This is a genomic window from Pseudomonas sp. TE36184, from assembly GCF_054060055.1.
Genome location: NZ_JBSSCU010000001.1, coordinates 4,808,422 through 4,829,613, shown reverse-complemented (window position 1 = coordinate 4,829,613; position 21,192 = coordinate 4,808,422). Strand labels below are relative to the sequence as shown.

The 21,192-nt window shown below is 61.7% G+C and carries 21 protein-coding genes and 1 pseudogene; 14 read left to right on the top strand and 8 right to left on the bottom strand.

Annotation, left to right across the window (positions count from 1 at the left end; all coding sequences use genetic code 11):
• Positions 1-58: 58 nt before the first annotated feature.
• Complete coding sequence (locus tag ACVWZP_RS21605; protein ID WP_032804275.1) at positions 59-1,627, top strand: phospholipase D family protein; 1,569 nt, start codon at positions 59-61, stop codon at positions 1,625-1,627.
• A 74-nt stretch (positions 1,628-1,701) separates the two neighbouring features.
• Here ACVWZP_RS21605 and ACVWZP_RS21600 read toward each other — a convergent pair whose 3' ends face one another.
• Positions 1,702-2,844, bottom strand: coding sequence for an MFS transporter (locus ACVWZP_RS21600; protein WP_046381650.1), 1,143 nt, complete (start codon positions 2,842-2,844; stop codon positions 1,702-1,704).
• Positions 2,845-3,005: 161 nt separating this feature from the next.
• A complete protein-coding gene (locus tag ACVWZP_RS21595) occupies positions 3,006-4,499 on the bottom strand; it encodes an aldehyde dehydrogenase (RefSeq protein WP_046381649.1) in 1,494 nt (497 codons plus the stop codon).
• Positions 4,500-4,729: 230 nt separating this feature from the next.
• Between ACVWZP_RS21595 and ACVWZP_RS21590 the strand changes: the two genes are divergently transcribed.
• Positions 4,730-5,092 (top strand): cupin domain-containing protein, encoded by a 363-nt coding sequence (locus tag ACVWZP_RS21590; RefSeq protein ID WP_046381648.1) that lies wholly within the window; start codon positions 4,730-4,732, stop codon positions 5,090-5,092.
• 71 nt (positions 5,093-5,163) lie between these two features.
• Here the strand turns inward: ACVWZP_RS21590 and rpmG are convergent, their stop codons facing one another.
• On the bottom strand, positions 5,164-5,319 hold the full coding sequence (rpmG, locus tag ACVWZP_RS21585; RefSeq protein WP_003176906.1) for a 50S ribosomal protein L33: 156 nt from the start codon (positions 5,317-5,319) through the stop codon (positions 5,164-5,166).
• A gap of 11 nt (positions 5,320-5,330) precedes the next feature.
• Complete coding sequence (rpmB, locus tag ACVWZP_RS21580; RefSeq protein WP_003176907.1) at positions 5,331-5,564, bottom strand: 50S ribosomal protein L28; 234 nt, start codon at positions 5,562-5,564, stop codon at positions 5,331-5,333.
• Positions 5,565-6,022: 458 nt separating this feature from the next.
• Here rpmB and ACVWZP_RS21575 point away from each other — a divergent pair, with 458 nt between their 5' ends.
• Positions 6,023-7,615: an ABC transporter substrate-binding protein gene (locus ACVWZP_RS21575; RefSeq protein WP_017846050.1), complete on the top strand. Its 1,593-nt coding sequence runs from the start codon at positions 6,023-6,025 to the stop codon at positions 7,613-7,615.
• A gap of 59 nt (positions 7,616-7,674) precedes the next feature.
• On the opposite strand, the gene radC is transcribed toward ACVWZP_RS21575, so the two are convergent.
• Positions 7,675-8,349: a RadC family protein gene (gene radC / locus ACVWZP_RS21570; protein WP_017846051.1), complete on the bottom strand. Its 675-nt coding sequence runs from the start codon at positions 8,347-8,349 to the stop codon at positions 7,675-7,677.
• Positions 8,350-8,492: 143 nt separating this feature from the next.
• Here radC and coaBC point away from each other — a divergent pair, with 143 nt between their 5' ends.
• The 4 genes and pseudogenes from coaBC to argB all read left to right on the top strand — a co-directional run bounded on the left by coaBC (position 8,493) and on the right by argB (position 12,757).
• Positions 8,493-9,701 (top strand): bifunctional phosphopantothenoylcysteine decarboxylase/phosphopantothenate--cysteine ligase CoaBC, encoded by a 1,209-nt coding sequence (gene coaBC / locus ACVWZP_RS21565; RefSeq protein ID WP_017846052.1) that lies wholly within the window; start codon positions 8,493-8,495, stop codon positions 9,699-9,701.
• 5 nt (positions 9,702-9,706) lie between these two features.
• Positions 9,707-10,162, top strand: a complete 456-nt coding sequence (gene dut / locus ACVWZP_RS21560; protein WP_017846053.1) for a dUTP diphosphatase — start codon at positions 9,707-9,709, stop codon at positions 10,160-10,162.
• Positions 10,163-10,404: 242 nt separating this feature from the next.
• A pseudogene (locus ACVWZP_RS21555) lies at positions 10,405-11,829 on the top strand (phosphomannomutase/phosphoglucomutase); the annotation flags it as partial.
• A 22-nt stretch (positions 11,830-11,851) separates the two neighbouring features.
• The gene (argB, locus tag ACVWZP_RS21550) at positions 11,852-12,757 is read left to right on the top strand and encodes an acetylglutamate kinase (RefSeq protein ID WP_017846055.1); all 906 of its coding nucleotides are present in this window, start codon (positions 11,852-11,854) and stop codon (positions 12,755-12,757) included.
• 148 nt (positions 12,758-12,905) lie between these two features.
• On the opposite strand, the gene pyrE is transcribed toward argB, so the two are convergent.
• Complete coding sequence (pyrE, locus tag ACVWZP_RS21545; RefSeq protein WP_017846056.1) at positions 12,906-13,553, bottom strand: orotate phosphoribosyltransferase; 648 nt, start codon at positions 13,551-13,553, stop codon at positions 12,906-12,908.
• An 82-nt stretch (positions 13,554-13,635) separates the two neighbouring features.
• On the opposite strand from pyrE, the gene ACVWZP_RS21540 reads away from it, so the two are divergent.
• Positions 13,636-14,415, top strand: a complete 780-nt coding sequence (locus ACVWZP_RS21540) for an exodeoxyribonuclease III (RefSeq protein WP_003195493.1) — start codon at positions 13,636-13,638, stop codon at positions 14,413-14,415.
• A 60-nt stretch (positions 14,416-14,475) separates the two neighbouring features.
• Here ACVWZP_RS21540 and ACVWZP_RS21535 read toward each other — a convergent pair whose 3' ends face one another.
• Positions 14,476-14,844 carry a DUF4870 domain-containing protein gene (locus tag ACVWZP_RS21535; protein ID WP_017846057.1) on the bottom strand — a complete coding sequence of 123 codons (369 nt, stop codon included), beginning with the start codon at positions 14,842-14,844 and terminating at the stop codon, positions 14,476-14,478.
• Positions 14,845-14,866: 22 nt separating this feature from the next.
• The gene (rph, locus tag ACVWZP_RS21530) at positions 14,867-15,589 is read right to left on the bottom strand and encodes a ribonuclease PH (protein ID WP_046381645.1); all 723 of its coding nucleotides are present in this window, start codon (positions 15,587-15,589) and stop codon (positions 14,867-14,869) included.
• A 229-nt stretch (positions 15,590-15,818) separates the two neighbouring features.
• Here rph and ACVWZP_RS21525 point away from each other — a divergent pair, with 229 nt between their 5' ends.
• The 6 genes from ACVWZP_RS21525 (at position 15,819) to ACVWZP_RS21500 (ending at position 21,115) form a co-directional block, all read left to right on the top strand.
• Positions 15,819-16,682 (top strand): YicC/YloC family endoribonuclease, encoded by an 864-nt coding sequence (locus ACVWZP_RS21525; protein WP_079444930.1) that lies wholly within the window; start codon positions 15,819-15,821, stop codon positions 16,680-16,682.
• 10 nt (positions 16,683-16,692) lie between these two features.
• Positions 16,693-17,313, top strand: a complete 621-nt coding sequence (gene gmk, locus ACVWZP_RS21520) for a guanylate kinase (protein WP_017846059.1) — start codon at positions 16,693-16,695, stop codon at positions 17,311-17,313.
• 167 nt (positions 17,314-17,480) lie between these two features.
• Positions 17,481-17,744, top strand: a complete 264-nt coding sequence (gene rpoZ, locus ACVWZP_RS21515) for a DNA-directed RNA polymerase subunit omega (RefSeq protein ID WP_003176920.1) — start codon at positions 17,481-17,483, stop codon at positions 17,742-17,744.
• A gap of 60 nt (positions 17,745-17,804) precedes the next feature.
• Entirely contained in the window at positions 17,805-19,910 is a 2,106-nt protein-coding gene (spoT, locus tag ACVWZP_RS21510; protein WP_017846060.1) for a bifunctional GTP diphosphokinase/guanosine-3',5'-bis pyrophosphate 3'-pyrophosphohydrolase, read from the top strand.
• Between the two features lie 24 nt (positions 19,911-19,934).
• Positions 19,935-20,315: a RidA family protein gene (locus tag ACVWZP_RS21505; protein ID WP_003176922.1), complete on the top strand. Its 381-nt coding sequence runs from the start codon at positions 19,935-19,937 to the stop codon at positions 20,313-20,315.
• 56 nt (positions 20,316-20,371) lie between these two features.
• The gene (locus ACVWZP_RS21500; RefSeq protein WP_017846061.1) at positions 20,372-21,115 is read left to right on the top strand and encodes a hypothetical protein; all 744 of its coding nucleotides are present in this window, start codon (positions 20,372-20,374) and stop codon (positions 21,113-21,115) included.
• Positions 21,116-21,192: the final 77 nt, after the last annotated feature.

Below are 21,192 nucleotides of genomic sequence, written 5' to 3'. Positions count from 1 at the left end.
TCCGGGAAAATAGCCGTCCTATGTCGACAACCGCCCTGATCTGGAAACGGTGCCCTTGATGACTCGACGGCTTTTAGCGTTTTTCCTGTTGGGCGCCCTGGCCCTGGGCGGCTGCGCCACGGTGAATGTGCCGCGCATCCCCAGCGATGCCCTGCCGGCGACGCAGTCGTCGTTCGGCCGTTCGATCCAGGCCCAGGCCGCGCCGCATCAGGGCCGCTCCGGCTTTCGCCTGCTGCCCAACAGCAGCGAGGCGTTCATGGCCCGCGCCGAACTGATCCGCAACGCCCAGACCAGCCTCGACCTGCAGTACTACATCGTCCACGACGGCATCAGCACCCGCCTGCTCGTGGATGAACTGCTCAAGGCCGCCGACCGTGGCGTGCGTGTGCGTATCCTGCTGGACGACACCACCAGCGACGGCCTCGATCAGGTCATCGCCACCCTCGCCGCCCACCCCAACATCCAGATTCGCCTGTTCAACCCGCTGCACCTGGGGCGCAGCACCGGCGTGACGCGCGCCATGGGGCGCCTGCTCAACCTGTCGCTGCAACATCGACGCATGCACAACAAACTGTGGCTGGCGGACAACAGCGCGGCCATCGTCGGCGGGCGCAACCTGGGCGACGAGTATTTCGACGCCGAACCCAACCTTAATTTCACCGACATCGACATGCTCAGCGTGGGCCCGGTGGCCGAGCAACTCGGCCACAGTTTCGACCAGTATTGGAACAGCGCCCTGAGCAAGCCCATCAATGAATTCATCTCCAACCTGCCGTCCAAAGGCGACCTGGCCAGCGCACGCCTGCGCCTGGAAGAATCCCTGGCCCAGTCGCGCCAACAGAACCACGCCTTGTACAACCGCCTGCGCACCTACAAGACCGAACCGCGCCTGGACATCTGGCGGCGCGAGCTGATCTGGGCCTGGAACCAGGCGTTGTGGGACGCCCCGAGCAAGGTACTCGCCAAGAATGATCCGGACCCGCGCCTGCTGCTGACCACCCAACTGGAACCGGAACTCGAAGGCGTCAACCATGAGTTGATGATGATTTCGGCGTATTTCGTGCCGGGGCAGCCGGGCCTGGTGTACCTGACCGGTCGCGCGGATGCGGGCGTCTCGGTGAGCCTGCTGACCAACTCCCTCGAAGCCACCGACGTGCCGGCCGTACACGGCGGCTACGCGCCCTATCGCAAGGCGCTGCTGGAGCACGGCGTGAAACTCTATGAGTTGCGCCGCCAACCCGGCGCGCCCCGCACAGGCAGCGGCCCCCACCTGTTTCGTCGCGGCCTGTTCCTCGGCTCGGATTCCAGCCTGCACAGCAAGGCGATGATTTTTGATCGACAGAAATCGTTTATCGGCTCGTTCAACTTCGACCCGCGTTCGGTGCTGTGGAATACCGAAGTCGGCGTGCTGGTGGACAGCCCTGAGCTGGCCGAGCACCTGCGCAATCTGGCGCTGCAAGGCATGGCGCCGGCATTGAGCTACGAGGCGAAATTACAGGATGGCCAGGTGGTGTGGACCACCGAGGATAACGGGCAACCGCACACCCTGACCCGCGAGCCGGGCAGTTGGTGGCGCCACTTCAATGCCTGGTTCGCCACCTCCGTCGGCCTGGAGCGCATGCTGTAGGAGCGAGCTTGCTCGCGAAGAACGCAAGAACACCACACTTAACCAGGCCCGCTAACGCCTTCATCCCCTCGCGCCTAAACAGGCTGCGCGGCGCCAAACGCCCCCTGGCGCAACAACAGCACCACCAACCCCAGCGCCCCGGCCGCCATCAGCCACGGCAATGCATGCCCGCTGATCCACTGGCTGCCCGCACCGGCCACCAGCGGCCCGATCAGGCAACCGATGCCCCAGAGCTGCGCCACGTGGGCATTGGCGCGCACCAGCGCATCGTCGCGGTAACGCTCGCCGATCAGGATCAACGACAAGGTGAACAAACCGCCCGCACTCGCGCCGAACAGCACCCACACCGGCCAGATCAGCAGCGTGTGCATCAACAACGGGACCGCCAGGCTCGCCCCCAGCAACAGCAGCGCGCAGCTCAAGAACAGCGTGCGCCGCGGCAGGTAGTCGGCCAGCGCACCGATGGGCAGCTGCAACAACGCATCGCCCACCACCACCGTGCTGACCATCGCCAGGGCGATCTCGGCCGTGAAGCCTTGCTGCAGGCAATACACCGGCAGCAGCGTCAGGATCATCGCCTCGAACGCCGCGAATAACGCCACCGCCCAGGCAATCGCCGGCAGGCTCCGACAGAAGCGCCACAGCTCGGCAAACGTCACGCTGAAGGACTCGGCGGTCGGCGCCCCGGAACGCCCCAGCAACAGCAACGGCGCCAGCGTCAACAGGCCCACGCCCACCCAGAACCCATAGTCATGATCGGTGCCCAGCACGCCCAACAGCAGCGGCCCCGACAGCTGGCTCAGCGCATAGGTGCAGCCATACAGCGCCACCAGCCGGCCGCGCCATTGCTCTACCACCAACTGGTTGATCCAGCTTTCGCCAAGAATGAACACGATGGTCAGGATCACCCCGATCATCAGCCGCAGCACCAGCCACACCGGGTAGCTCGGCAGGATCGCCAACAGACCGATGGACACCGCCCCCGCCCACAGGCACAGGCGCATCAGACGCGCAGTGCCCAGCCAGGACGCCAGCCGACTGGAAACCTTCGCCCCCAACAGCACGCCGAAGGCCGGCATCGCAGCCATCACTCCAATGGCGAAGCTGCCGTAGCCCCAGCCTTCCAGGCGCAGGGACACCAGCGGCATGCTGACGCCCAACGCCAGACCAACGCTGAGCACCGAGGCCAGCACGGCGAAATAAGTCGCCCAACGCATTTCCACGCTCCTGTGGATAGTTTTTTCAGGGCTGTAAACGAACAGTAGGAGCGAGCTTGCTCGCGAAGAACGCCAACGATAACGCGTGCTGTCTGGTTGAACGCGGTGTCTTTGAGTTCTTCGCGAGCAAGCTCGCTCCTACAGGGGACCTGCGGTGTTGCTTAGAGCTTGATCCAGGTCGCCTTCAGCTCGGTGTACTTGTCGAACGCATGCAGCGACTTGTCGCGACCGTTGCCCGACTGCTTGAAGCCACCAAACGGCGCGGTCATGTCACCGCCGTCGTACTGGTTGACCCACACACTACCGGCGCGCAGCGCTTTGGCGGTGAGGTGCGCCTTGGAGATATCCGCCGTCCACACCGCCGCGGCCAGGCCGTATTGGGTGTCGTTGGCGATGGCGACGGCTTCTTCGGCGCTGTCGAAAGTGAGCACCGAGAGGACCGGGCCGAAGATTTCTTCGCGGGCGATCTTCATGGCGTTGGTCACTCCGTCGAAAATCGTCGGCTCGACGTAAGTGCCACCGGTCTCTTCCAGCGTGCGCTTGCCGCCCGCCACCAGCTTGGCACCGTCGGCATGACCGGCTTCGATGTAGGACAGCACGGTGTTCATCTGTTGAGTGTCTACCAGCGCGCCGACGTTCGTGGCCGGGTCCAGCGGGTTGCCTGGCTTCCAGCCCTTCAGCGCGGCGATCACCAGCGGTAGGAATTTATCCTTGATGGAACGCTCCACCAGCAGGCGCGAACCGGCGGTGCAGACCTCGCCCTGGTTGAAGGCAATCGCGCCGGCGGCGGATTCGGCGGCGGCTTGCAGATCCGGAGCATCGGCGAACACGATGTTCGGGCTCTTGCCGCCCGCTTCCAGCCATACACGTTTCATGTTCGATTCGCCGGAGCGGATCAACAGCTGTTTGGCGATTTTGGTGGAGCCAGTGAACACCAGGGTGTCGACATCCATGTGCAGCGCGAGCGCGTTACCCACGGTGTGGCCGTAGCCCGGCAGCACGTTGAACACGCCTTTTGGAATACCGGCCTCAACGGCCAGGGCCGCGATGCGGATGGCGGTCAGCGGGGATTTTTCAGACGGTTTGAGGATCACGGAGTTACCGGTCGACAGCGCCGGCCCGAGTTTCCAGCAAGCCATCATCAGCGGGAAATTCCACGGCACGATGGCGGCAACCACTCCGACCGGCTCACGGGTCACCAGACCCAGCTGATCGTGAGGGGTGGAAGCGACTTCATCGTAAATCTTGTCGATGGCCTCGCCGCTCCAGCTCAGGGCATTCGCCGCGCCGGGTACGTCGATATTCAGGGCGTCGCTGATCGGCTTGCCCATGTCCAGGGTTTCCAGCAGCGCCAGCTCTTCGGCATTGGCCTTGAGCAACGCGGCGAAACGGATCATGGTGGCCTTGCGCTTGGCCGGCGCCAGGCGCGACCAGACACCGGAATTGAACGTGGCGCGGGCATTTTCCACGGCGCGCTGGGCGTCGGCGACGTCACAGCTGGCAACGCTGGTCAGCAGGCGGCCATCGACGGGACTGATGCATTCGAACGTGTCGCCGGAAACGGCGGCGGTGTACTCGCCATTGATATAGGCGCGGCCTTCGATCTTCAGATCCTTGGCGCGTTGCTCCCAGTCGGCACGGGTCAGGGTGGTCATGCGAGTGTCCTCCTCTTATTGAATACAAGGGCCAGGCGATGTACCCCGGCAGCCTCAAAGAATGCTTGCCCCGCCAGCCAGTTGTTCGGCTCAAGGCAACTGCCACCCTAAACCAGCGGCTGGGGATGTATCAATATATTTGACATAACGCCGGTAAACGCCCTTGCGATGTTCATTTTAATAAACATAGACTTTGGGCTCTCCAACCGCAGGCCAGACGGGACACGCACATGAGCATCCAGGACATCGTCGACTTCAGCCAAGCCAACACCGCCCCCGATCGCTACCTCCCTGCCCCGGAAAAAATCCTCAAGGGCAATCCCGAGCAAACGATCTACAACCACTACAACAGCCCGTGCGGCCAGATGAGCGCCGGCGTCTGGGAAGGCGACGTCGGGCAGTGGAAGGTCAACTACACCGAACATGAGTACTGCGAGATTGTGCAGGGGGTTTCCGTACTGCGCGATGCCGAGGGCAACGCCAAGACCTTGCGCGCCGGCGACCGCTTCGTGATCCCGGCCGGCTTCAGCGGCACCTGGGAAGTGCTCGAGCCCTGCCGCAAGATCTATGTGGTGTTCGAACAGAAGGCCTGATCAGTAAATCCTGCGCAAAAAAAAGCCCGAATCGTGAGAAACGGGCTTTTTTTCACAAGGAAGAAAATCAATTACTTGATTTTGCCTTCTTTGTAGATCACGTGCTTGCGAACGCGCGGGTCGAACATTTTCTTTTCGAGCTTGTCCGGGGTAGTACGCTTGTTCTTGTCGGTAGTGTAGAAGTGACCAGTACCGGCGCTAGAGATCATTCGAATCAATTCACGCATGATAGAGCTCCTTAGATCTTGCCAGCGGCGCGGATTTCGGCCAGCACGACAGTGATGCCACGCTTGTCGATAATGCGCATGCCTTTGGCAGATACGCGCAGACGCACAAAACGTTTCTCTTCTTCAACCCAGAAGCGGTGATGCTGCAGGTTCGGCAGGAAACGACGACGGGTTTTGTTATTTGCGTGGGAAATGTTATTCCCAGTCACCGGACCCTTACCGGTAACTTGACAGACTCTCGACATGCCTCAGCCCTCTAAAACCACATGCCCAACCCGGCATGGGTTGGCCGCTTAATCTCTCAGTCATTTGGCGCCAGGCGCCGCGTTTCTTTAGGGTCTTACCGGCTACACCTACAAGCGAAGGAACCGGGCCCCTAGAAAAGAGCGCTGCTTTATACCAGAAAGACCCAAGTGCAACAACAGCCCGTGTGTTTTTACCGGCGTAAATCTCGGCGACAGATGGCCGAACCGTTGCCAGGAGGGGCCGCTGCAATAGCCGACCGCTCGTCGCACAGAATGATTTACAACGCCCGCAAGTACCAAAAAGTACAAGGCGAAACGCGCTGAGGCGCCATCAAAACAGCATTTGAGCCAAAAGCACAGGCAAAAATGGACTAGTCATTTATCAATCAGACCACTACGGTAGGACTTTTCCAGACTGCACTCGCAGATGGGCCTTCGATCTGCACAGGAAACCGAACATGCGCCTCGCTGCCCTACCGCTTTTGCTAGCCCCTCTGTTTATCGCGTCGCAGGCCCTGGCGGCCACCAATCTGAGCGTGTGTACCGAAGCCAGCCCCGAAGGGTTCGACGTAGTGCAGTACAACTCGCTGACCACCACCAACGCCTCGGCCGACGTGCTGATGAACAGCCTGGTGAACTATGACGCAGCCAGCGGCAAGCTGGTGCCAAGCCTGGCGGACAGCTGGGAAGTGTCGCCGGACGGCCTGACCTACACCTTCCAGTTGCACCCCAACGTAAAATTCCACCGCACCGACTATTTCACCCCGAGCCGCACCCTGACCGCCGAGGATGTCCGCTTCAGCTTCGAGCGCATGCTCGATCCGGCCAACCCATGGCACAAGATCGCCCAGAGCGGCTTCCCCCATGCCCAGTCGCTGCAATTGCCCGCACTGATCAAGAAGATCGACGCCCTTGACCCGCTGACCGTGCGCTTCACCCTCGACCACCCCGACTCGACCTTCCTCGCCGCGTTGAGCATGGGTTTTGCCTCGATCTACCCGGCCGAGTACGCCGACAAGCTGCTCAAGGCCGGCACCCCGGAGAAGCTCAACAGCCAGCCCATCGGCACCGGCCCGTTCATTTTCACGCGATTCCAGAAAGACGCCGTGGTGCGCTACAAAGCCAACCCGGATTATTTCGCCGGCAAACCGGCTGTGGATAACTTGATCTTCGCCATCACCCCGGATGCGAACGTGCGCCTGCAGAAACTGCACCGCGACGAATGCCAGATCGCACTGTCGCCCAAACCCCTGGATGTGGGCGAAGCCGAGAAAGATCCCGCACTCAAAATAGAAAAAACCGCAGCATTCATGACTGCATTCGTCGCGATCAACAGCCAGCACCCACCGCTGGACAAGCCCGAAGTGCGCCAGGCGATCAACCTGGCCTTCGACAAGGACAGCTACCTCAAAGCCGTGTTCGAAGGCACCGCCGAAGCCGCCAACGGCCCCTACCCGCCCAACACCTGGAGCTATGCCAAGGAGTTGCCGGGTTATCCACAGGACATCGCCAAGGCCAAGCTGCTGCTGGAGCGCGCCGGGCTCAAGGACGGCTTCAAGACCACGATCTGGACACGCCCCACCGGCAGCCTGCTGAACCCCAACCCCAACCTCGGCGCGCAACTGCTGCAGGCGGACCTGGCCGAGGTCGGCATCCAGGCCGAGATCCGCGTGATCGAATGGGGCGAGCTGATCCGCCGCGCCAAGGCCGGCGAACACGACCTGCTGTTCATGGGTTGGGCCGGCGACAACGGCGACCCGGATAACTTCCTGACTCCGCAGTTCTCCTGCGCGGCAGTGAAATCCGGCACCAACTTCGCCCGCTATTGCGACCCGGCCCTGGACAAGCTCATCAGCGCCGGCAAGACCACCAGCGAGCAAGGGGTGCGCAGCAAGCTGTATCAACAGGCCCAGGCGCAGATCCAACAGCAGGCACTGTGGCTGCCGCTGGCGCACCCGATGGCGTTCGCCCTGATCCGCAAGAATGTCGAGGGGTACCAGGTGAGCCCGTTTGGGCGGCAGGATTTTTCGAAAGTCAGCGTCAAGCCCTGAGCTGCAAGCTGCAAGCCCCCTTGAGGCTTGCAGCTGCAACCTTGCAACTGCTGCCCCTCCTACATCCACCCGTATTCCGCCATCGACAATGGATCACCATCGCCCACGATGATGTGATCCAGCACCCGCACATCCACCACTTCCAAGGCTTTTTGCAGAATCTTGGTCAATTTTCGATCAGCCGCACTCGGCTCCACGCTCCCCGAGGGATGGTTGTGGCACAGGATCAACGCCGCCGCGTTATACGCCAGGGCGCGCTTGACCACTTGCCGCGGGTAAACCACGGTGGCGTCGATGGTGCCCTGGAACAACGCCTCGAACCCCAGCACCCGATGCTTTGAATCGAGAAACAGGCAGCCGAAAATCTCGTGAGGCTCATGGCGCAACAGCGCCTTGAGGTAGTCACGCACAGCGACCGGGCTTTCCAGCACCGAGTCACTGCGCAGTTGTTCGGCCAAGTGGCGCCGGGACATTTCCAGTACCGCCTGCAGTTGGGCAAACTTCGCCGGCCCCAGCCCCAACTGCTGGCTGAACAGCACCTGGCTGGCCTCCAGCAGCGGGCGCAAGCCACCGAACTGCGCCAACAGATGCCGCGCCAGGTCCACCGCACTCCGCCCGGCCACGCCGGTGCGCAGGAAGATAGCCAACAGTTCGGCGTCGGACAGCGTTGCGGCCCCCCATTCCAAAAGCTTCTCCCGCGGCCGCTCGGCCACCGGCCAATCACGAATACTCATCCCGCCTCCCTGTGCATGTGCGCCGCTGTTGCCTGGCGGACGCTGTGTTATCGTAGGCCCTCTTTTTTGCATGCGATTTCACCTGGGGAGGGGGCATCGCAGGCGTCACTGAACTGGCTTCACTGAACTGGAAAGGCAAACCAATGCAGCGTCTGTATCGGAAACGCATCGTTCTCGGCGTCGGCGGCGGCATTGCCGCCTACAAGAGCGCAGAGCTGGTTCGCAGGCTTCTCGACCAGGGCGCCGAAGTGCGCGTGGTCATGACCCGCGGCGGCAGTGAGTTCATCACCCCGCTGACCATGCAGGCCTTGTCCGGCCACCCGGTTCACCTGGACCTGCTGGACCCGGCCGCCGAAGCCGCCATGGGCCATATCGAACTGGCCAAATGGGCCGACCTGGTGCTGATCGCCCCGGCCACCGCCGACCTGATCGCCCGCCTGGCGCAAGGCATCGCCGATGACTTGCTGACCACGCTGGTCCTGGCCACCGACGCCACTGTCGCCATCGCCCCGGCCATGAACCAGGCCATGTGGCGCGACCCGGCCACCCAAGCCAATACGCAGCTCCTGCAAAGCCGTGGCCTCAAGGTGTTCGGCCCGGCCTCCGGCAGCCAGGCCTGCGGCGACGTCGGCATGGGCCGCATGCTCGAAGCCACCGACCTGGCACTGTGCGCCGCCGAGTGCTTCCAGCACCTGGCCCTGACTGGCAAGCACGTGTTGATCACCGCCGGCCCGACCCAGGAAAACATCGACCCGGTGCGCTACATCACCAACCATAGCTCAGGAAAAATGGGCTTTGCCCTGGCTGAAGCGGCGGTCGAGGCAGGCGCGCGCGTGACCCTCATCACCGGCCCGGTGCATTTGCCGACGCCCGATCGTGTCACCCGGATCGACGTGGTCAGCGCCCGGGACATGTTGGCGGCCTGTGAGGCGGCCATTCCCTGCGACCTGTTTATCGCCTCGGCAGCGGTTGCGGATTACCGTCCGGAAGTCGTCGCCCCGCAAAAGCTCAAGAAAGACCCTACCAGCGGCGACGGCCTGCTCCTGCAAATGGTGCGTAACCCGGACATCCTGGCCACCATCGCCAGCCGCCCGGACCGTCCGTTCAGCGTCGGTTTCGCCGCCGAGACCGAGCACCTGCTGGACTACGCCGCACGCAAATTGAAAGACAAAAACCTCGACCTGATCGTTGCCAATGATGTCGCCAACCCAAGCATCGGCTTCAACAGTGAGGAAAACGCCTGCAGCGTGATCGATCGCGACCTGCACGCCACCCTTTTCGCCCAGACCAGCAAGGGCAAGATTGCCCGCCAACTGATCTCTTTTATCGCCCAACGGCTGAACCAGGTTTAATTTACATGCACGCTTTGCAAGCCAAGATCCTCGACCCCCGCATCGGCACCGACTTCCCCCTGCCGGCCTATGCCACACCGGGCTCCGCCGGCCTGGACCTGCGCGCCATGCTCAAGGAAGACACCGTCCTCGAGCCGGGCCAGACCCTGCTGATTCCGACCGGCCTGTCGATCTATGTCGGCGACCCGGGCCTGGCGGCGCTGATTCTGCCGCGCTCGGGCCTCGGCCATAAGCACGGCATCGTGCTGGGCAACCTGGTCGGCCTGATCGACTCGGACTACCAGGGCGAGCTGATGGTGTCGTGCTGGAACCGCGGCCAGACCGCCTTCAACATCGTCGTCGGCGAGCGCATCGCGCAGCTGGTGCTGGTGCCGGTGGTGCAGGCGCACTTCGAACTGGTACAGGAATTCGACGCAACCCAACGCGGCGCAGGCGGTTTTGGGCATTCCGGCAGTCACTGACCACACCAAACCGGGGCGGACGCTACCGTCCGGCCCGGTTAGATGCCACCGCATGGCCTTTCAGGATGAAGAATGCGCGGACCTGACGAGCGACATTTTCCAAGTAAAATCAATGCATTACGCAAACATAAGCGCGGAGCGGATGCTCCGATGGCCTTTTTGCACCACGAACTCTGCACCGAAAACGCCGTCATACCCTTCAGTTTAAGCCTGCCGGTCAGCCACATTAAGGCCAGCCTTGTCTCTTTCAGATGGAGTTTCCCCCCGCGATGAGTACCGCCGCCCGAGTAGCCCCGACCTTCCCCGACAGCATCTTCCGCGCCTATGACATCCGTGGCGTGGTGCCCAAGACCCTGACCGCCGAAACCGCCTACTGGATTGGCCGCGCCATCGGCGCCCAAAGCCTGGCCCAGGACGAACCGAACGTTTCGGTCGGCCGTGACGGTCGCCTGTCCGGTCCCGAGCTGGTGGAGCAATTGATCCAGGGCCTGGCCGACAGCGGTTGCCATGTCAGCGACGTCGGCCTGGTGCCGACCCCGGCGCTGTACTACGCCGCCAACGTGCTGGCCGGCAAATCCGGGGTGATGCTCACCGGCAGCCACAACCCGTCGGACTACAACGGCTTCAAGATCGTCATCGCCGGCGACACCCTGGCCAACGAACAGATCCAGGCCCTGCACACACGCCTGAAAACCAACGACCTGACCAGCGGCAAAGGCAGCATCACCAAGGTCGACATTCTTCAGCGCTACTCCGACGAAATCACCGGCGACGTCAAACTCGCGCGCCGCCTGAAAGTGGTGGTGGACTGCGGCAACGGTGCGGCCGGCGTGATCGCCCCGCAACTGCTCGAAGCCCTGAACTGCGAAGTGGTGCCGTTGTTCTGCGACGTCGACGGCAACTTCCCCAACCACCATCCAGACCCGGGCAAGCCTGAAAACCTGGTGGACCTGATCGCCAAGGTCAAGGAAACCGGGGCCGACGTCGGTCTGGCTTTTGACGGCGACGGTGACCGCGTGGGCGTGGTGACCAACACCGGCGAAAACGTGTTCGCCGACCGCCTGCTGATGCTGTTCGCCCGTGATGTGGTGGCGCGCAACCCGAATGCCGAAATCATCTTCGACGTAAAATGCACCCGTCGCCTGACGCCGCTGATCAAGGAATATGGCGGTCGCCCGCTGATGTGGAAGACCGGTCACTCGTTGATCAAAAAGAAAATGAAGGAAACCGGTGCGCTGCTGGCCGGCGAAATGAGCGGCCACGTGTTCTTCAAGGAGCGTTGGTTCGGGTTTGACGACGGCATTTACAGCGCCGCTCGTCTGCTGGAGATCCTCAGCAAGGAAAAATCCACGGCGCAGGAGCTGTTTCAGACCTTCCCGAATGATATTTCTACGCCAGAGATCAATATCCATGTGACCGAAGAGAGCAAATTCAGCATCATTGACGCATTGCACGATGCGCAATGGGGCGAAGGCGCCAACCTGACCTCCATTGATGGTGTGCGAGTCGATTACGCCAAAGGCTGGGGCCTGGTTCGCGCGTCCAACACCACACCGGTGCTGGTGCTGCGTTTCGAGGCGGATACCGAGGCTGAGTTGCAGCGCATCAAGGACGTGTTCCACGTCCAGTTGAAACGTGTTGCCCCTGATCTCCAATTACCGTTCTGATTTTTTTGCACCGGAGCCCTGAATGACCCTCGAACGCGAAGCCGCTGCCAACACCGCCAAGGTCCTGTCCGAAGCGTTGCCCTACATTCGACGCTACGTCGGCAAGACGCTGGTGATCAAATACGGCGGCAATGCCATGGAAAGCGACGAGCTGAAAACCGGCTTTGCCCGCGATATCGTGTTGATGAAAGCCGTGGGGATCAACCCGGTGGTGGTCCACGGCGGCGGCCCGCAGATCGGCGACCTGCTCAAGCGCCTGTCGATCGAAAGCCACTTCATCGATGGCATGCGAGTCACTGACGCGCAGACCATGGACGTGGTGGAGATGGTCCTCGGCGGCCAGGTGAACAAAGACATCGTCAACCTGATCAACCGCCACGGCGGCAGCGCGATTGGCCTGACCGGCAAGGACGCGGAGCTGATCCGCGCGAAAAAACTGACCGTAACCCGTCAGACGCCGGAAATGACCCAACCGGAAATCATCGACATCGGCCAGGTGGGCGAAGTGATCGGTATCAACACCGACTTGCTGAACCTGCTGGTCAAAGGTGATTTCATCCCGGTCATTGCGCCGATCGGCGTGGGCGCCAACGGCGAGTCCTACAACATCAACGCCGACCTGGTTGCCGGCAAAGTGGCCGAAGCGCTGAAGGCTGAAAAGCTGATGCTGCTGACCAACATCGCCGGCCTGATGGACAAGCAAGGCAAGGTGCTGACCGGCCTGACCACCCAACAAGTGGACGAGTTGATCGCCGACGGCACCATCTACGGCGGCATGCTGCCGAAGATCCGTTGTGCGCTGGAAGCGGTACAGGGCGGTGTCGGCAGCTCGCTGATCCTTGATGGCCGCGTGCCGAATGCGATCCTGCTGGAAATCTTCACCGACACCGGTGTGGGTACGCTGATCAGCAACCGCAAGCGTCCTTAAACACAAAAAGCCCCACCCTCTGTAGGAGCGAGCTTGCTCGCGAAAAACGTAAAGGCGCCGCGTTCATCCAGAATAAACGCGTCATCGTTGGCGTTCTTCGCGAGCAAGCTCGCTCCTACAGAGGGTGGGGCTTTTTGTTGTGCGGCGTTTACTGGACGCCGAACTGCTCGCGGTACGCCCGTACTGCCGGCAAGTGCTGCTTGAGCTGCGGATCATCTTCCAGGAACTGCAACACCTGGTTCAACGACACGATGCTCACCACCGGGATGCCGAAATCGCGTTCCACTTCCTGGATCGCCGACAACTCACCATTGCCACGCTCCTGGCGGTTCAAGGCGATCAGCACGCCTGCGGCCTTGGCACCCTCCTGGGAGGCGATGATCTGCATCACTTCACGGATGGCGGTGCCGGCGGTGATCACGTCGTCGATGATCAGCACGTTGCCTGTGAGCGGTGCGCCCACCAGGCTACCGCCTTCGCCATGGGCCTTGGCTTCCTTGCGGTTGAAGCACCACGGCAGATCGCGCCCATGGTGTTCGGCCAACGCCACGGCCGTCGCGGCGGCCAGGGGGATGCCCTTGTAGGCCGGACCGAACAGAACGTCGAAGGAAATACCGCTTTCAACGATGGCAGCCGCGTAGAAACGCCCCAGCTGAGCCAGGGCCGAACCCGAGTTGAACAAGCCAGCATTGAAGAAATACGGGCTGGTGCGCCCGGACTTGAGGGTGAACTCACCGAAGCGCAAAACCCCGCGATCGATGGCAAAACGAATGAAATCGCGTTGATACGCCTGCATGAAAAAAGCCTCAGATACCACGGATTTAGCTAATTAGGTAGACGGCGTGTATCATACACGCACGCGATTTTTGGGGCCATTTATGCGGATCATCAGTGTGAACGTTAATGGTATTCAGGCTGCAGTCGAGCGTGGTTTGCTCAGTTGGCTGCAAGCCCAGAATGCCGACGTCATCTGCCTGCAGGACACCCGCGCCTCCGCCTTTGAACTGGACGATCCAGCCTTCCAACTGGATGGCTACTTCCTTTATGCCTGCGATGCCGAAGTGCCCACCCAAGGTGGCGTGGCTTTGTACTCGCGGTTGCAACCCAAGGCGGTCATCAGCGGCCTCGGCTTCGAGACAGCCGACCGCTACGGGCGCTACCTGCAAGCCGATTTCGACAAGGTCAGCATCGCGACCTTGCTGCTTCCTTCGGGGCAGAACGGCGATGAAGACTTGAACCAGAAGTTCAAGCTAATGGACGACTTCGCCCGTTATCTGGATAAACAGCGACGCAAACGTCGCGAGTACATTTATTGTGGCTCGCTGTACGTGGCGCAACAGAAGCTGGATATCAAGAACTGGCGCGACAGCCAGCAATCCCCGGGTTTCCTGGCGCCGGAACGGGCCTGGATGGACGAGATTGTCGGCAACATGGGCTATGTCGATGCCCTGCGCGAAGTCAGCCGCGAAGGCGACCAGTACAGCTGGTGGCCAGACAACGAACAGGCTGAGATGCTCAACCTGGGCTGGCGTTTCGACTACCAGCTGCTGACCCCGGGCCTGCGTCGCTTTGTGCGCAGCGCACGCCTGCCACGCCAGCCGCGCTTCTCACAGCACGCGCCGCTGATCGTGGACTATGACTGGACACTGACCATCTGAGGTCTTTGCCCAGGCACAAAAAAAACCGACATCGCTGTCGGTTTTTTTGTGCGCGCCTGGTTACTTGATCAGCCGCCAGGTCCATGGGTAGCGGTAGGCCGTGCCGTTGTTGGCCTTGATCCCGCCAATGATCGTCAGCACCAGCGCCGCGACCACCAGGATCAACATCAACAGGAAGCCGATCACCACGAACCCCAGCACCATGCAGACCAGCCAGGCAATGGCCACGGTGATCTGGAAATTCAGGGCTTCCTTGCCCTGATCATCGATCAGCGGGTCCATGTCCTTCTTGATCTGCCACAGGATCAGCGGCCCCAACAGGCTGCCGAAAGGGAACACCAGGCCCAGAAACGCCGCGAAGTGACACAACATCGCCCATTGGCGGACTTCCTTGGACGGTGCCGGAACCGGCAGTTGACTGTCACTCATGGTGTTTCTCCTTGAAGCCGGTTCAGTCGGCCAGCGCGGCGTTCTGCAGCTCGAAAATCTCGGTCATGCCTTTCTGCGCCAGCGCCAGCATGGCATTCAGCTCAGACGGCTGGAATGGCGCACCTTCGGCGGTGCCCTGCACTTCGATGAAACCACCGGTGCTGGTCATCACCACGTTCAGGTCGGTCTCGGCGGCCGAGTCTTCCAGGTAATCCAGGTCCAGCACTGGCTCGCCCTGGTACATACCCACCGACACAGCGGCGATCATCTGCTTGAGCGGGTCGCCGGCTTTCAGGCCGCCACGCTTCTTGATCACTTTCAACGCGTCGACCAGCGCAACCATGGCACCGGTGATGGAGGCAGTGCGCGTGCCGCCGTCGGCCTGGATCACGTCGCAGTCGACGTACAGGGTCACGTCGCCCAGCTTGGACATGTCCAGGGCAGCACGCAGCGAACGGCCGATCAGGCGCTGGATTTCCAGGGTGCGGCCGCCTTGCTTGCCACGGCTGGCTTCACGCTGGTTACGCTCGCCAGTGGCGCGCGGCAGCATGCCGTATTCGGCGGTCAACCAACCCTGGCCCTGGCCCTTGAGGAAACGCGGCACGCCGTTTTCGACGCTGACGGTGCAGATCACCTTGGTATCGCCAAACTCGACCAGTACAGATCCCTCGGCGTGTTTGGTGTAGTTGCGGGTGATGCGGATCGAGCGGAGCTGATCGGCAGCGCGACCACTTGGACGTTTCATAGGGGATACCTGTACGGAGGACGAAAAACTGCCGAGCATTATAGAGCCGCGAGCCGATTCGGGGCACGTCTAAAAAATTCGGTTACGAATCGTCGACTGGCGGTGCTTTGTCAGTGCCAGGGTTTGGGGCCAATCGCCCCACTGCGCTACACTCCTGCGCCTTCGCAGCCTGTCGGCTTCAATTTACCCATCAGCCCGCCATCGCGGGACTGCAACGCGAGGTACCTCCATGGTGCACAGCATGACCGCCTTCGCCCGCGTCGAAAAAGCCGGCGCGCAAGGCACCCTGAGCTGGGAACTGCGCTCGGTCAACAGCCGCTACCTGGAGCCGCACCTGCGCCTGCCGGAATCGTTCCGCGACCTCGAAGGCGCGGTACGTGAAGCGCTGCGCCAGGGCATTTCCCGCGGCAAGCTGGAATGCACCCTGCGCTTTACCGAGGAAACCACCGGCAAACCGCTGCAGGTCGACCGCGAGCGCGCCGCGCAACTGGTCGCCGCCGCCGAAACCATCGCCGGCCTGATCAAGCAGCCGGCCGCGCTGAACCCACTGGAAGTGCTGGCCTGGCCCGGCGTGCTGGTGGCCGACGCCAGCGACCCGCAAGCCCTCAACGCCGAAGCCCTCGCCTTGTTCACCCAGGGTTTGAAGGAGCTCAAGGCCGGCCGCGAGCGCGAAGGCGCCGAGCTGGCCCGCCTGATCAGCGAGCGCCTGAGCGCGATCGAAGCCGACGTGGTCACCTTGCGCGAGCTGGTGCCGCAGATGCTCGCGACCCAGCGCCAGAAGGTCCTCGACCGCTTCACCGACATGAAGGCCGACCTCGATCCGGTACGCCTGGAGCAGGAAATGGTCCTGTTGGCGCAGAAGAGCGACGTCGCCGAAGAGCTCGATCGCCTGAGCACCCACATCCTTGAAGTACGCCGCGTGCTCAAGTCCGGCGGCGCCGCCGGTCGGCGCCTGGATTTCCTGATGCAGGAACTCAACCGCGAAGCCAATACACTGGGCTCCAAGGCGTTCGATCCGCGCAGCACCACGGCGGCGGTCAACCTCAAAGTGTTGATCGAGCAAATGCGCGAACAAGTACAGAATATTGAGTAAGGCAACTTCCATGACCCACAGCACCGGCACCCTTTACATCATTTCCGCCCCCTCGGGCGCGGGCAAGAGCAGCCTGGTCAAGGCCCTGACCGACGCTGACGAACAGATCCGCATCTCGGTGTCCCACACCACCCGCGCCATGCGCCCGGGCGAGGTGAACGGCGTTCACTATCACTTCGTCGAGCGCACCGAGTTCGTCAAGATGATCGAGCACGGCGCCTTCCTTGAGCGCGCCGAAGTGTTCGGCAACCTCTACGGCACCTCGCAAAGCCACCTGCAACAGACCCTGGACGAAGGCCACGACCTGATCCTGGAAATCGACTGGCAGGGCGCCGAGCAAGTGCGCCAGCTGATGCCCAAGGCGCGGTCGATCTTCATCCTGCCGCCGTCCCTGGAAGCCTTGCACCAGCGCCTGACCAACCGCGGCCAGGACAGCGACGCGATCATCGAAGGCCGCATGCGTGAAGCCGTCAGCGAAATGAGCCACTACGTCGACTACGATTACCTGATCATCAATGACGATTTTGCCCACGCCCTGGACGATTTGAAGGCGATTTTCCGCGCCAATCAGCTCCAGCAAAAACGCCAACAACAGCGTTTCGGCAAGTTATTGGCCGAACTGCTCGGTTGATCAGCTCTTCCCAAAACCGCTGCGAGGGCCTTACATTGGCACTTGCAGCGGTTTTGCGAGAGCCTGGGAAAAATCAGCGCTTCCCTAAACGCTGGTGATTTTTTAAACTGTTTAGTCCGCTCGCCCAACCGGGCAGCGCGCATCTTGCATTCGCTCCGAGGAATACCATGGCCCGCGTAACCGTTGAAGACTGCCTAGAACACGTGGATAACCGCTTTGAGCTGGTCATGCTCTCTACCAAGCGTGCCCGTCAACTGGCCACTGGCGGCAAAGAGCCCCTGGTCCAGTGGGAAAACGACAAGCCTACCGTTGTCGCTCTGCGCGAAATCGCTGAAGGCCTGATGAGCTACGAGTTCATCGCCAACGCCGAGATCGTTGAAGACGAACCGCTGTTTGCAGCGTTCGAGGACGAGTCCAACGAGGCCGTCTAAGCCTATGCCTGGTCGACGTAGCACGGCGCGGTGTCAACGCACGCGGCAGGAGTCCATCCTTTGCCGAGCATAGACGCCCTCGCCGATCGCTTATCGACCTACCTCGGCCCAGACCAGGTCAACCTGGTCCGCCGAGCGTATTTCTACGCCGAACAAGCCCACGACGGCCAACGCCGCCGCAGCGGCGAGGCGTATGTCACCCATCCTCTTGCGGTGGCCAATATTCTCGCCGACATGCACATGGACCATCAGAGCCTGATGGCCGCGATGCTGCATGACGTGATCGAAGACACCGGCATCGCCAAGGAAGCGCTCAGCGCGCAATTTGGCGAAACCGTGGCCGAACTGGTCGATGGGGTCAGCAAACTGACCCAGATGAACTTCGAGACCAAGGCCGAAGCCCAGGCGGAAAACTTCCAGAAGATGGCGATGGCCATGGCCCGGGATATCCGTGTGATCCTGGTCAAGCTGGCCGACCGGCTGCACAACATGCGGACACTGGAAGTGCTGTCCGGCGAAAAACGCCGGCGCATCGCCAAGGAAACCCTGGAAATCTACGCGCCCATCGCCAACCGGCTGGGCATGCACGCCATTCGTATCGAATTCGAAGACCTCGGCTTCAAGGCCATGCACCCGATGCGTTCGGCGCGCATCTACCAGGCAGTCAAGCGCGCCCGGGGCAACCGCAAGGAAATCGTCAACAAGATCGAAGAGTCGCTGAGCCATTGCCTGGCGATCGACGAGATCGAGGGCGAGGTCAGCGGGCGGCAGAAGCACATCTACGGCATCTACAAGAAGATGCGCGGCAAGCGCCGGGCCTTCAACGAGATCATGGACGTGTATGCGTTCCGGATCATCGTCGACAAGGTCGACACCTGCTACCGCGTATTGGGCGCTGTACATAATTTGTACAAACCCCTGCCGGGCCGCTTCAAGGACTACATCGCCATTCCCAAGGCCAACGGCTATCAGTCGCTGCATACCACGCTGTTCGGTATGCATGGGGTGCCGATCGAGATCCAGATCCGCACCCGGGAAATGGAAGAGATGGCCAACAACGGCATCGCCGCCCATTGGCTGTACAAATCCAGCGGCGACGAGCAGCCCAAAGGCACCCACGCCCGCGCGCGCCAGTGGGTCAAAGGCGTGCTGGAAATGCAGCAACGTGCGGGCAACTCCCTGGAATTCATCGAGAGCGTGAAGATCGACCTGTTCCCGGACGAGGTCTACGTGTTCACGCCCAAGGGCCGGATCATGGAGCTGCCCAAAGGCTCCACGGCCGTCGACTTTGCCTACGCCGTACACACCGATGTCGGCAACAGCTGCATCGCTTGCCGCATCAACCGGCGCCTGGCCCCGCTGTCGGAACCGCTGCAAAGCGGCTCCACCGTGGAGATCGTCAGCGCACCGGGCGCCCGGCCGAACCCGGCGTGGCTCAACTTCGTGGTCACCGGCAAGGCGCGCACCCATATTCGCCACGCCCTGAAACTGCAGCGCCGCTCCGAGTCCATCAGCCTGGGCGAACGCTTGCTGAACAAGGTGCTCAACGGCTTCGACAGCGCCCTCGAGAAAATCCCCGGCGAGCGCGTGCAAGCGATGCTCAGCGAGTATCGCCAGGAAACCATCGAAGACCTGCTGGAAGACATCGGCCTGGGCAACCGCATGGCCTATGTGGTCGCCCGTCGCCTGCTCGGCGAAGGCGAGCAATTGCCAAGCCCGGAAGGTCCGCTGGCGATTCGCGGCACCGAGGGCTTGGTGCTCAGCTACGCCAAGTGCTGCACGCCGATCCCGGGCGACCCGATTGTCGGGCACCTGTCGGCGGGCAAAGGCATGGTGGTCCACCTGGACAACTGCCGCAATATCAGCGAAATCCGCCACAACCCGGAAAAATGCATCCAGCTCTCGTGGGCCAAGGATGTCACCGGCGAATTCAACGTCGAGCTGCGGGTCGAGCTGGAGCACCAGCGCGGCCTGATCGCCCTGCTGGCCAGCAGCGTCAACGCGGCCGACGGCAATATCGAGAAAATCAGCATGGACGAGCGCGATGGTCGCATCAGCGTGGTCCAACTGGTGGTCAGCGTACACGACCGCGTACACCTGGCCCGCGTGATCAAGAAACTGCGCGCCTTGACCGGTGTGATCCGCATCACCCGCATGCGTGCATAGCCCACCTCTTACAAGGAGTCATTCATGACCAAGACTGTTATCACCAGCGACAAAGCCCCAGCCGCCATCGGCACCTACTCCCAGGCGATCAAGGCGGGCAACACCGTCTACATGTCCGGCCAGATCCCACTGGACCCAAAGACCATGGAACTGGTTGAAGGCTTCGAAGCACAAACCGTACAGGTCTTCGAAAACCTCAAGTCGGTCGCCGAAGCCGCCGGTGGTTCGTTCAAGGACATCGTCAAGCTGAACATCTTCCTCACCGACCTGAGCCACTTCGCCAAGGTCAACGAGATCATGGGCAAGTACTTCGAACAGCCTTACCCAGCCCGCGCCGCTATCGGCGTTGCTGCCCTGCCAAAGGGCGCACAGGTTGAGATGGACGCGATTCTGGTCATCGAGTAAAACACCCGGCGCAGCCTCCATAGGCTGCGCCGACTTCGTTTTAAAAGGATTTCATGATGCGCAAAGCGCTTGTAGCCTCTTCGTTGCTCGCCCTGTTGCTCGGCGGCTGTGCCAGCAACCCCGCCGACCTGGATGTGAGCGGCACCTGGATCAACCAGGTTGCCATCGACGCGGCAGCCAAGGGCGGCCCTTTGCGTGAAGCACTGCAGAGCTTTGGCCCGAACCTCGAGTGGGACGTCAACACCAAGGCCCTGCAGGCCCGCTACTACAACGGTTTTGAAGTAGCGGAAGGCAAGTTGCTCGGTGAGAAGCCCGGTGCCTGGAGCGTCGACTTCTACGGCAGCGCCGCCACCGATCTCAAGCGCAAAGGTCGGCAACTGCTGCAAGTGGCCAACGACAACGAACCCGAACAGCTGTTTGCCCGCGCCAAGGAACCTGCACCGGAAGGCGCGCCATTGGGCGCCAACTTCGAGCGCGCGCTGTACGCCGCTTATATGGGCGGCGACTGGAAAATCGCCAACGGCAATGGCGAAGGCGCCACCGTGCAGTTCCAGGCCAACGGCCAAGTGGCCGGCCTGCCGGGTGCCGATCGATATTCGTTATGCCTGGCGGGTGATTGCGCCTCCATGAGCGGCGGCTACGACAGCATGTGGTTGCAGCGCAACGGCGTGGGCAATGCGTGGATCTTTGCACGCAAGGGCAAGCAGCTGGAAATCTTCCAGGCGATCAATACCTCGCAGGCCGACGAAGTGCCCTCGTTTACACCGGGGCCACGCCAGTGGCTGCTTGAAAAACAATAACCGTCATCCCACAGACCTGAATGTGGGAGGGGCGCTGCGACGATTCGACTTGCTCCCGATCGCGGTGCATCAGCCAC

What these genes read in the sequence shown, in the direction of transcription:
- ACVWZP_RS21605 (WP_032804275.1), top strand. Translation starts at nt 59, where the DNA reads ATGACTCGACGGCTTTTAGCGTTTTTCCTGTTGGGCGCCCTGGCCCTG.
- ACVWZP_RS21600 (WP_046381650.1), bottom strand. Translation starts at nt 2,844, where the DNA reads ATGCGTTGGGCGACTTATTTCGCCGTGCTGGCCTCGGTGCTCAGCGTT.
- ACVWZP_RS21595 (WP_046381649.1), bottom strand. Translation starts at nt 4,499, where the DNA reads ATGACCACCCTGACCCGTGCCGACTGGGAGCAACGCGCCAAGGATCTG.
- ACVWZP_RS21590 (WP_046381648.1), top strand. Translation starts at nt 4,730, where the DNA reads ATGAGCATCCAGGACATCGTCGACTTCAGCCAAGCCAACACCGCCCCC.
- rpmG (WP_003176906.1), bottom strand. Translation starts at nt 5,319, where the DNA reads ATGCGTGAATTGATTCGAATGATCTCTAGCGCCGGTACTGGTCACTTC.
- rpmB (WP_003176907.1), bottom strand. Translation starts at nt 5,564, where the DNA reads ATGTCGAGAGTCTGTCAAGTTACCGGTAAGGGTCCGGTGACTGGGAAT.
- ACVWZP_RS21575 (WP_017846050.1), top strand. Translation starts at nt 6,023, where the DNA reads ATGCGCCTCGCTGCCCTACCGCTTTTGCTAGCCCCTCTGTTTATCGCG.
- radC (WP_017846051.1), bottom strand. Translation starts at nt 8,349, where the DNA reads ATGAGTATTCGTGATTGGCCGGTGGCCGAGCGGCCGCGGGAGAAGCTT.
- coaBC (WP_017846052.1), top strand. Translation starts at nt 8,493, where the DNA reads ATGCAGCGTCTGTATCGGAAACGCATCGTTCTCGGCGTCGGCGGCGGC.
- dut (WP_017846053.1), top strand. Translation starts at nt 9,707, where the DNA reads ATGCACGCTTTGCAAGCCAAGATCCTCGACCCCCGCATCGGCACCGAC.
- argB (WP_017846055.1), top strand. Translation starts at nt 11,852, where the DNA reads ATGACCCTCGAACGCGAAGCCGCTGCCAACACCGCCAAGGTCCTGTCC.
- pyrE (WP_017846056.1), bottom strand. Translation starts at nt 13,553, where the DNA reads ATGCAGGCGTATCAACGCGATTTCATTCGTTTTGCCATCGATCGCGGG.
- ACVWZP_RS21540 (WP_003195493.1), top strand. Translation starts at nt 13,636, where the DNA reads ATGCGGATCATCAGTGTGAACGTTAATGGTATTCAGGCTGCAGTCGAG.
- ACVWZP_RS21535 (WP_017846057.1), bottom strand. Translation starts at nt 14,844, where the DNA reads ATGAGTGACAGTCAACTGCCGGTTCCGGCACCGTCCAAGGAAGTCCGC.
- rph (WP_046381645.1), bottom strand. Translation starts at nt 15,589, where the DNA reads ATGAAACGTCCAAGTGGTCGCGCTGCCGATCAGCTCCGCTCGATCCGC.
- ACVWZP_RS21525 (WP_079444930.1), top strand. Translation starts at nt 15,819, where the DNA reads ATGGTGCACAGCATGACCGCCTTCGCCCGCGTCGAAAAAGCCGGCGCG.
- gmk (WP_017846059.1), top strand. Translation starts at nt 16,693, where the DNA reads ATGACCCACAGCACCGGCACCCTTTACATCATTTCCGCCCCCTCGGGC.
- rpoZ (WP_003176920.1), top strand. Translation starts at nt 17,481, where the DNA reads ATGGCCCGCGTAACCGTTGAAGACTGCCTAGAACACGTGGATAACCGC.
- ACVWZP_RS21505 (WP_003176922.1), top strand. Translation starts at nt 19,935, where the DNA reads ATGACCAAGACTGTTATCACCAGCGACAAAGCCCCAGCCGCCATCGGC.
- ACVWZP_RS21500 (WP_017846061.1), top strand. Translation starts at nt 20,372, where the DNA reads ATGCGCAAAGCGCTTGTAGCCTCTTCGTTGCTCGCCCTGTTGCTCGGC.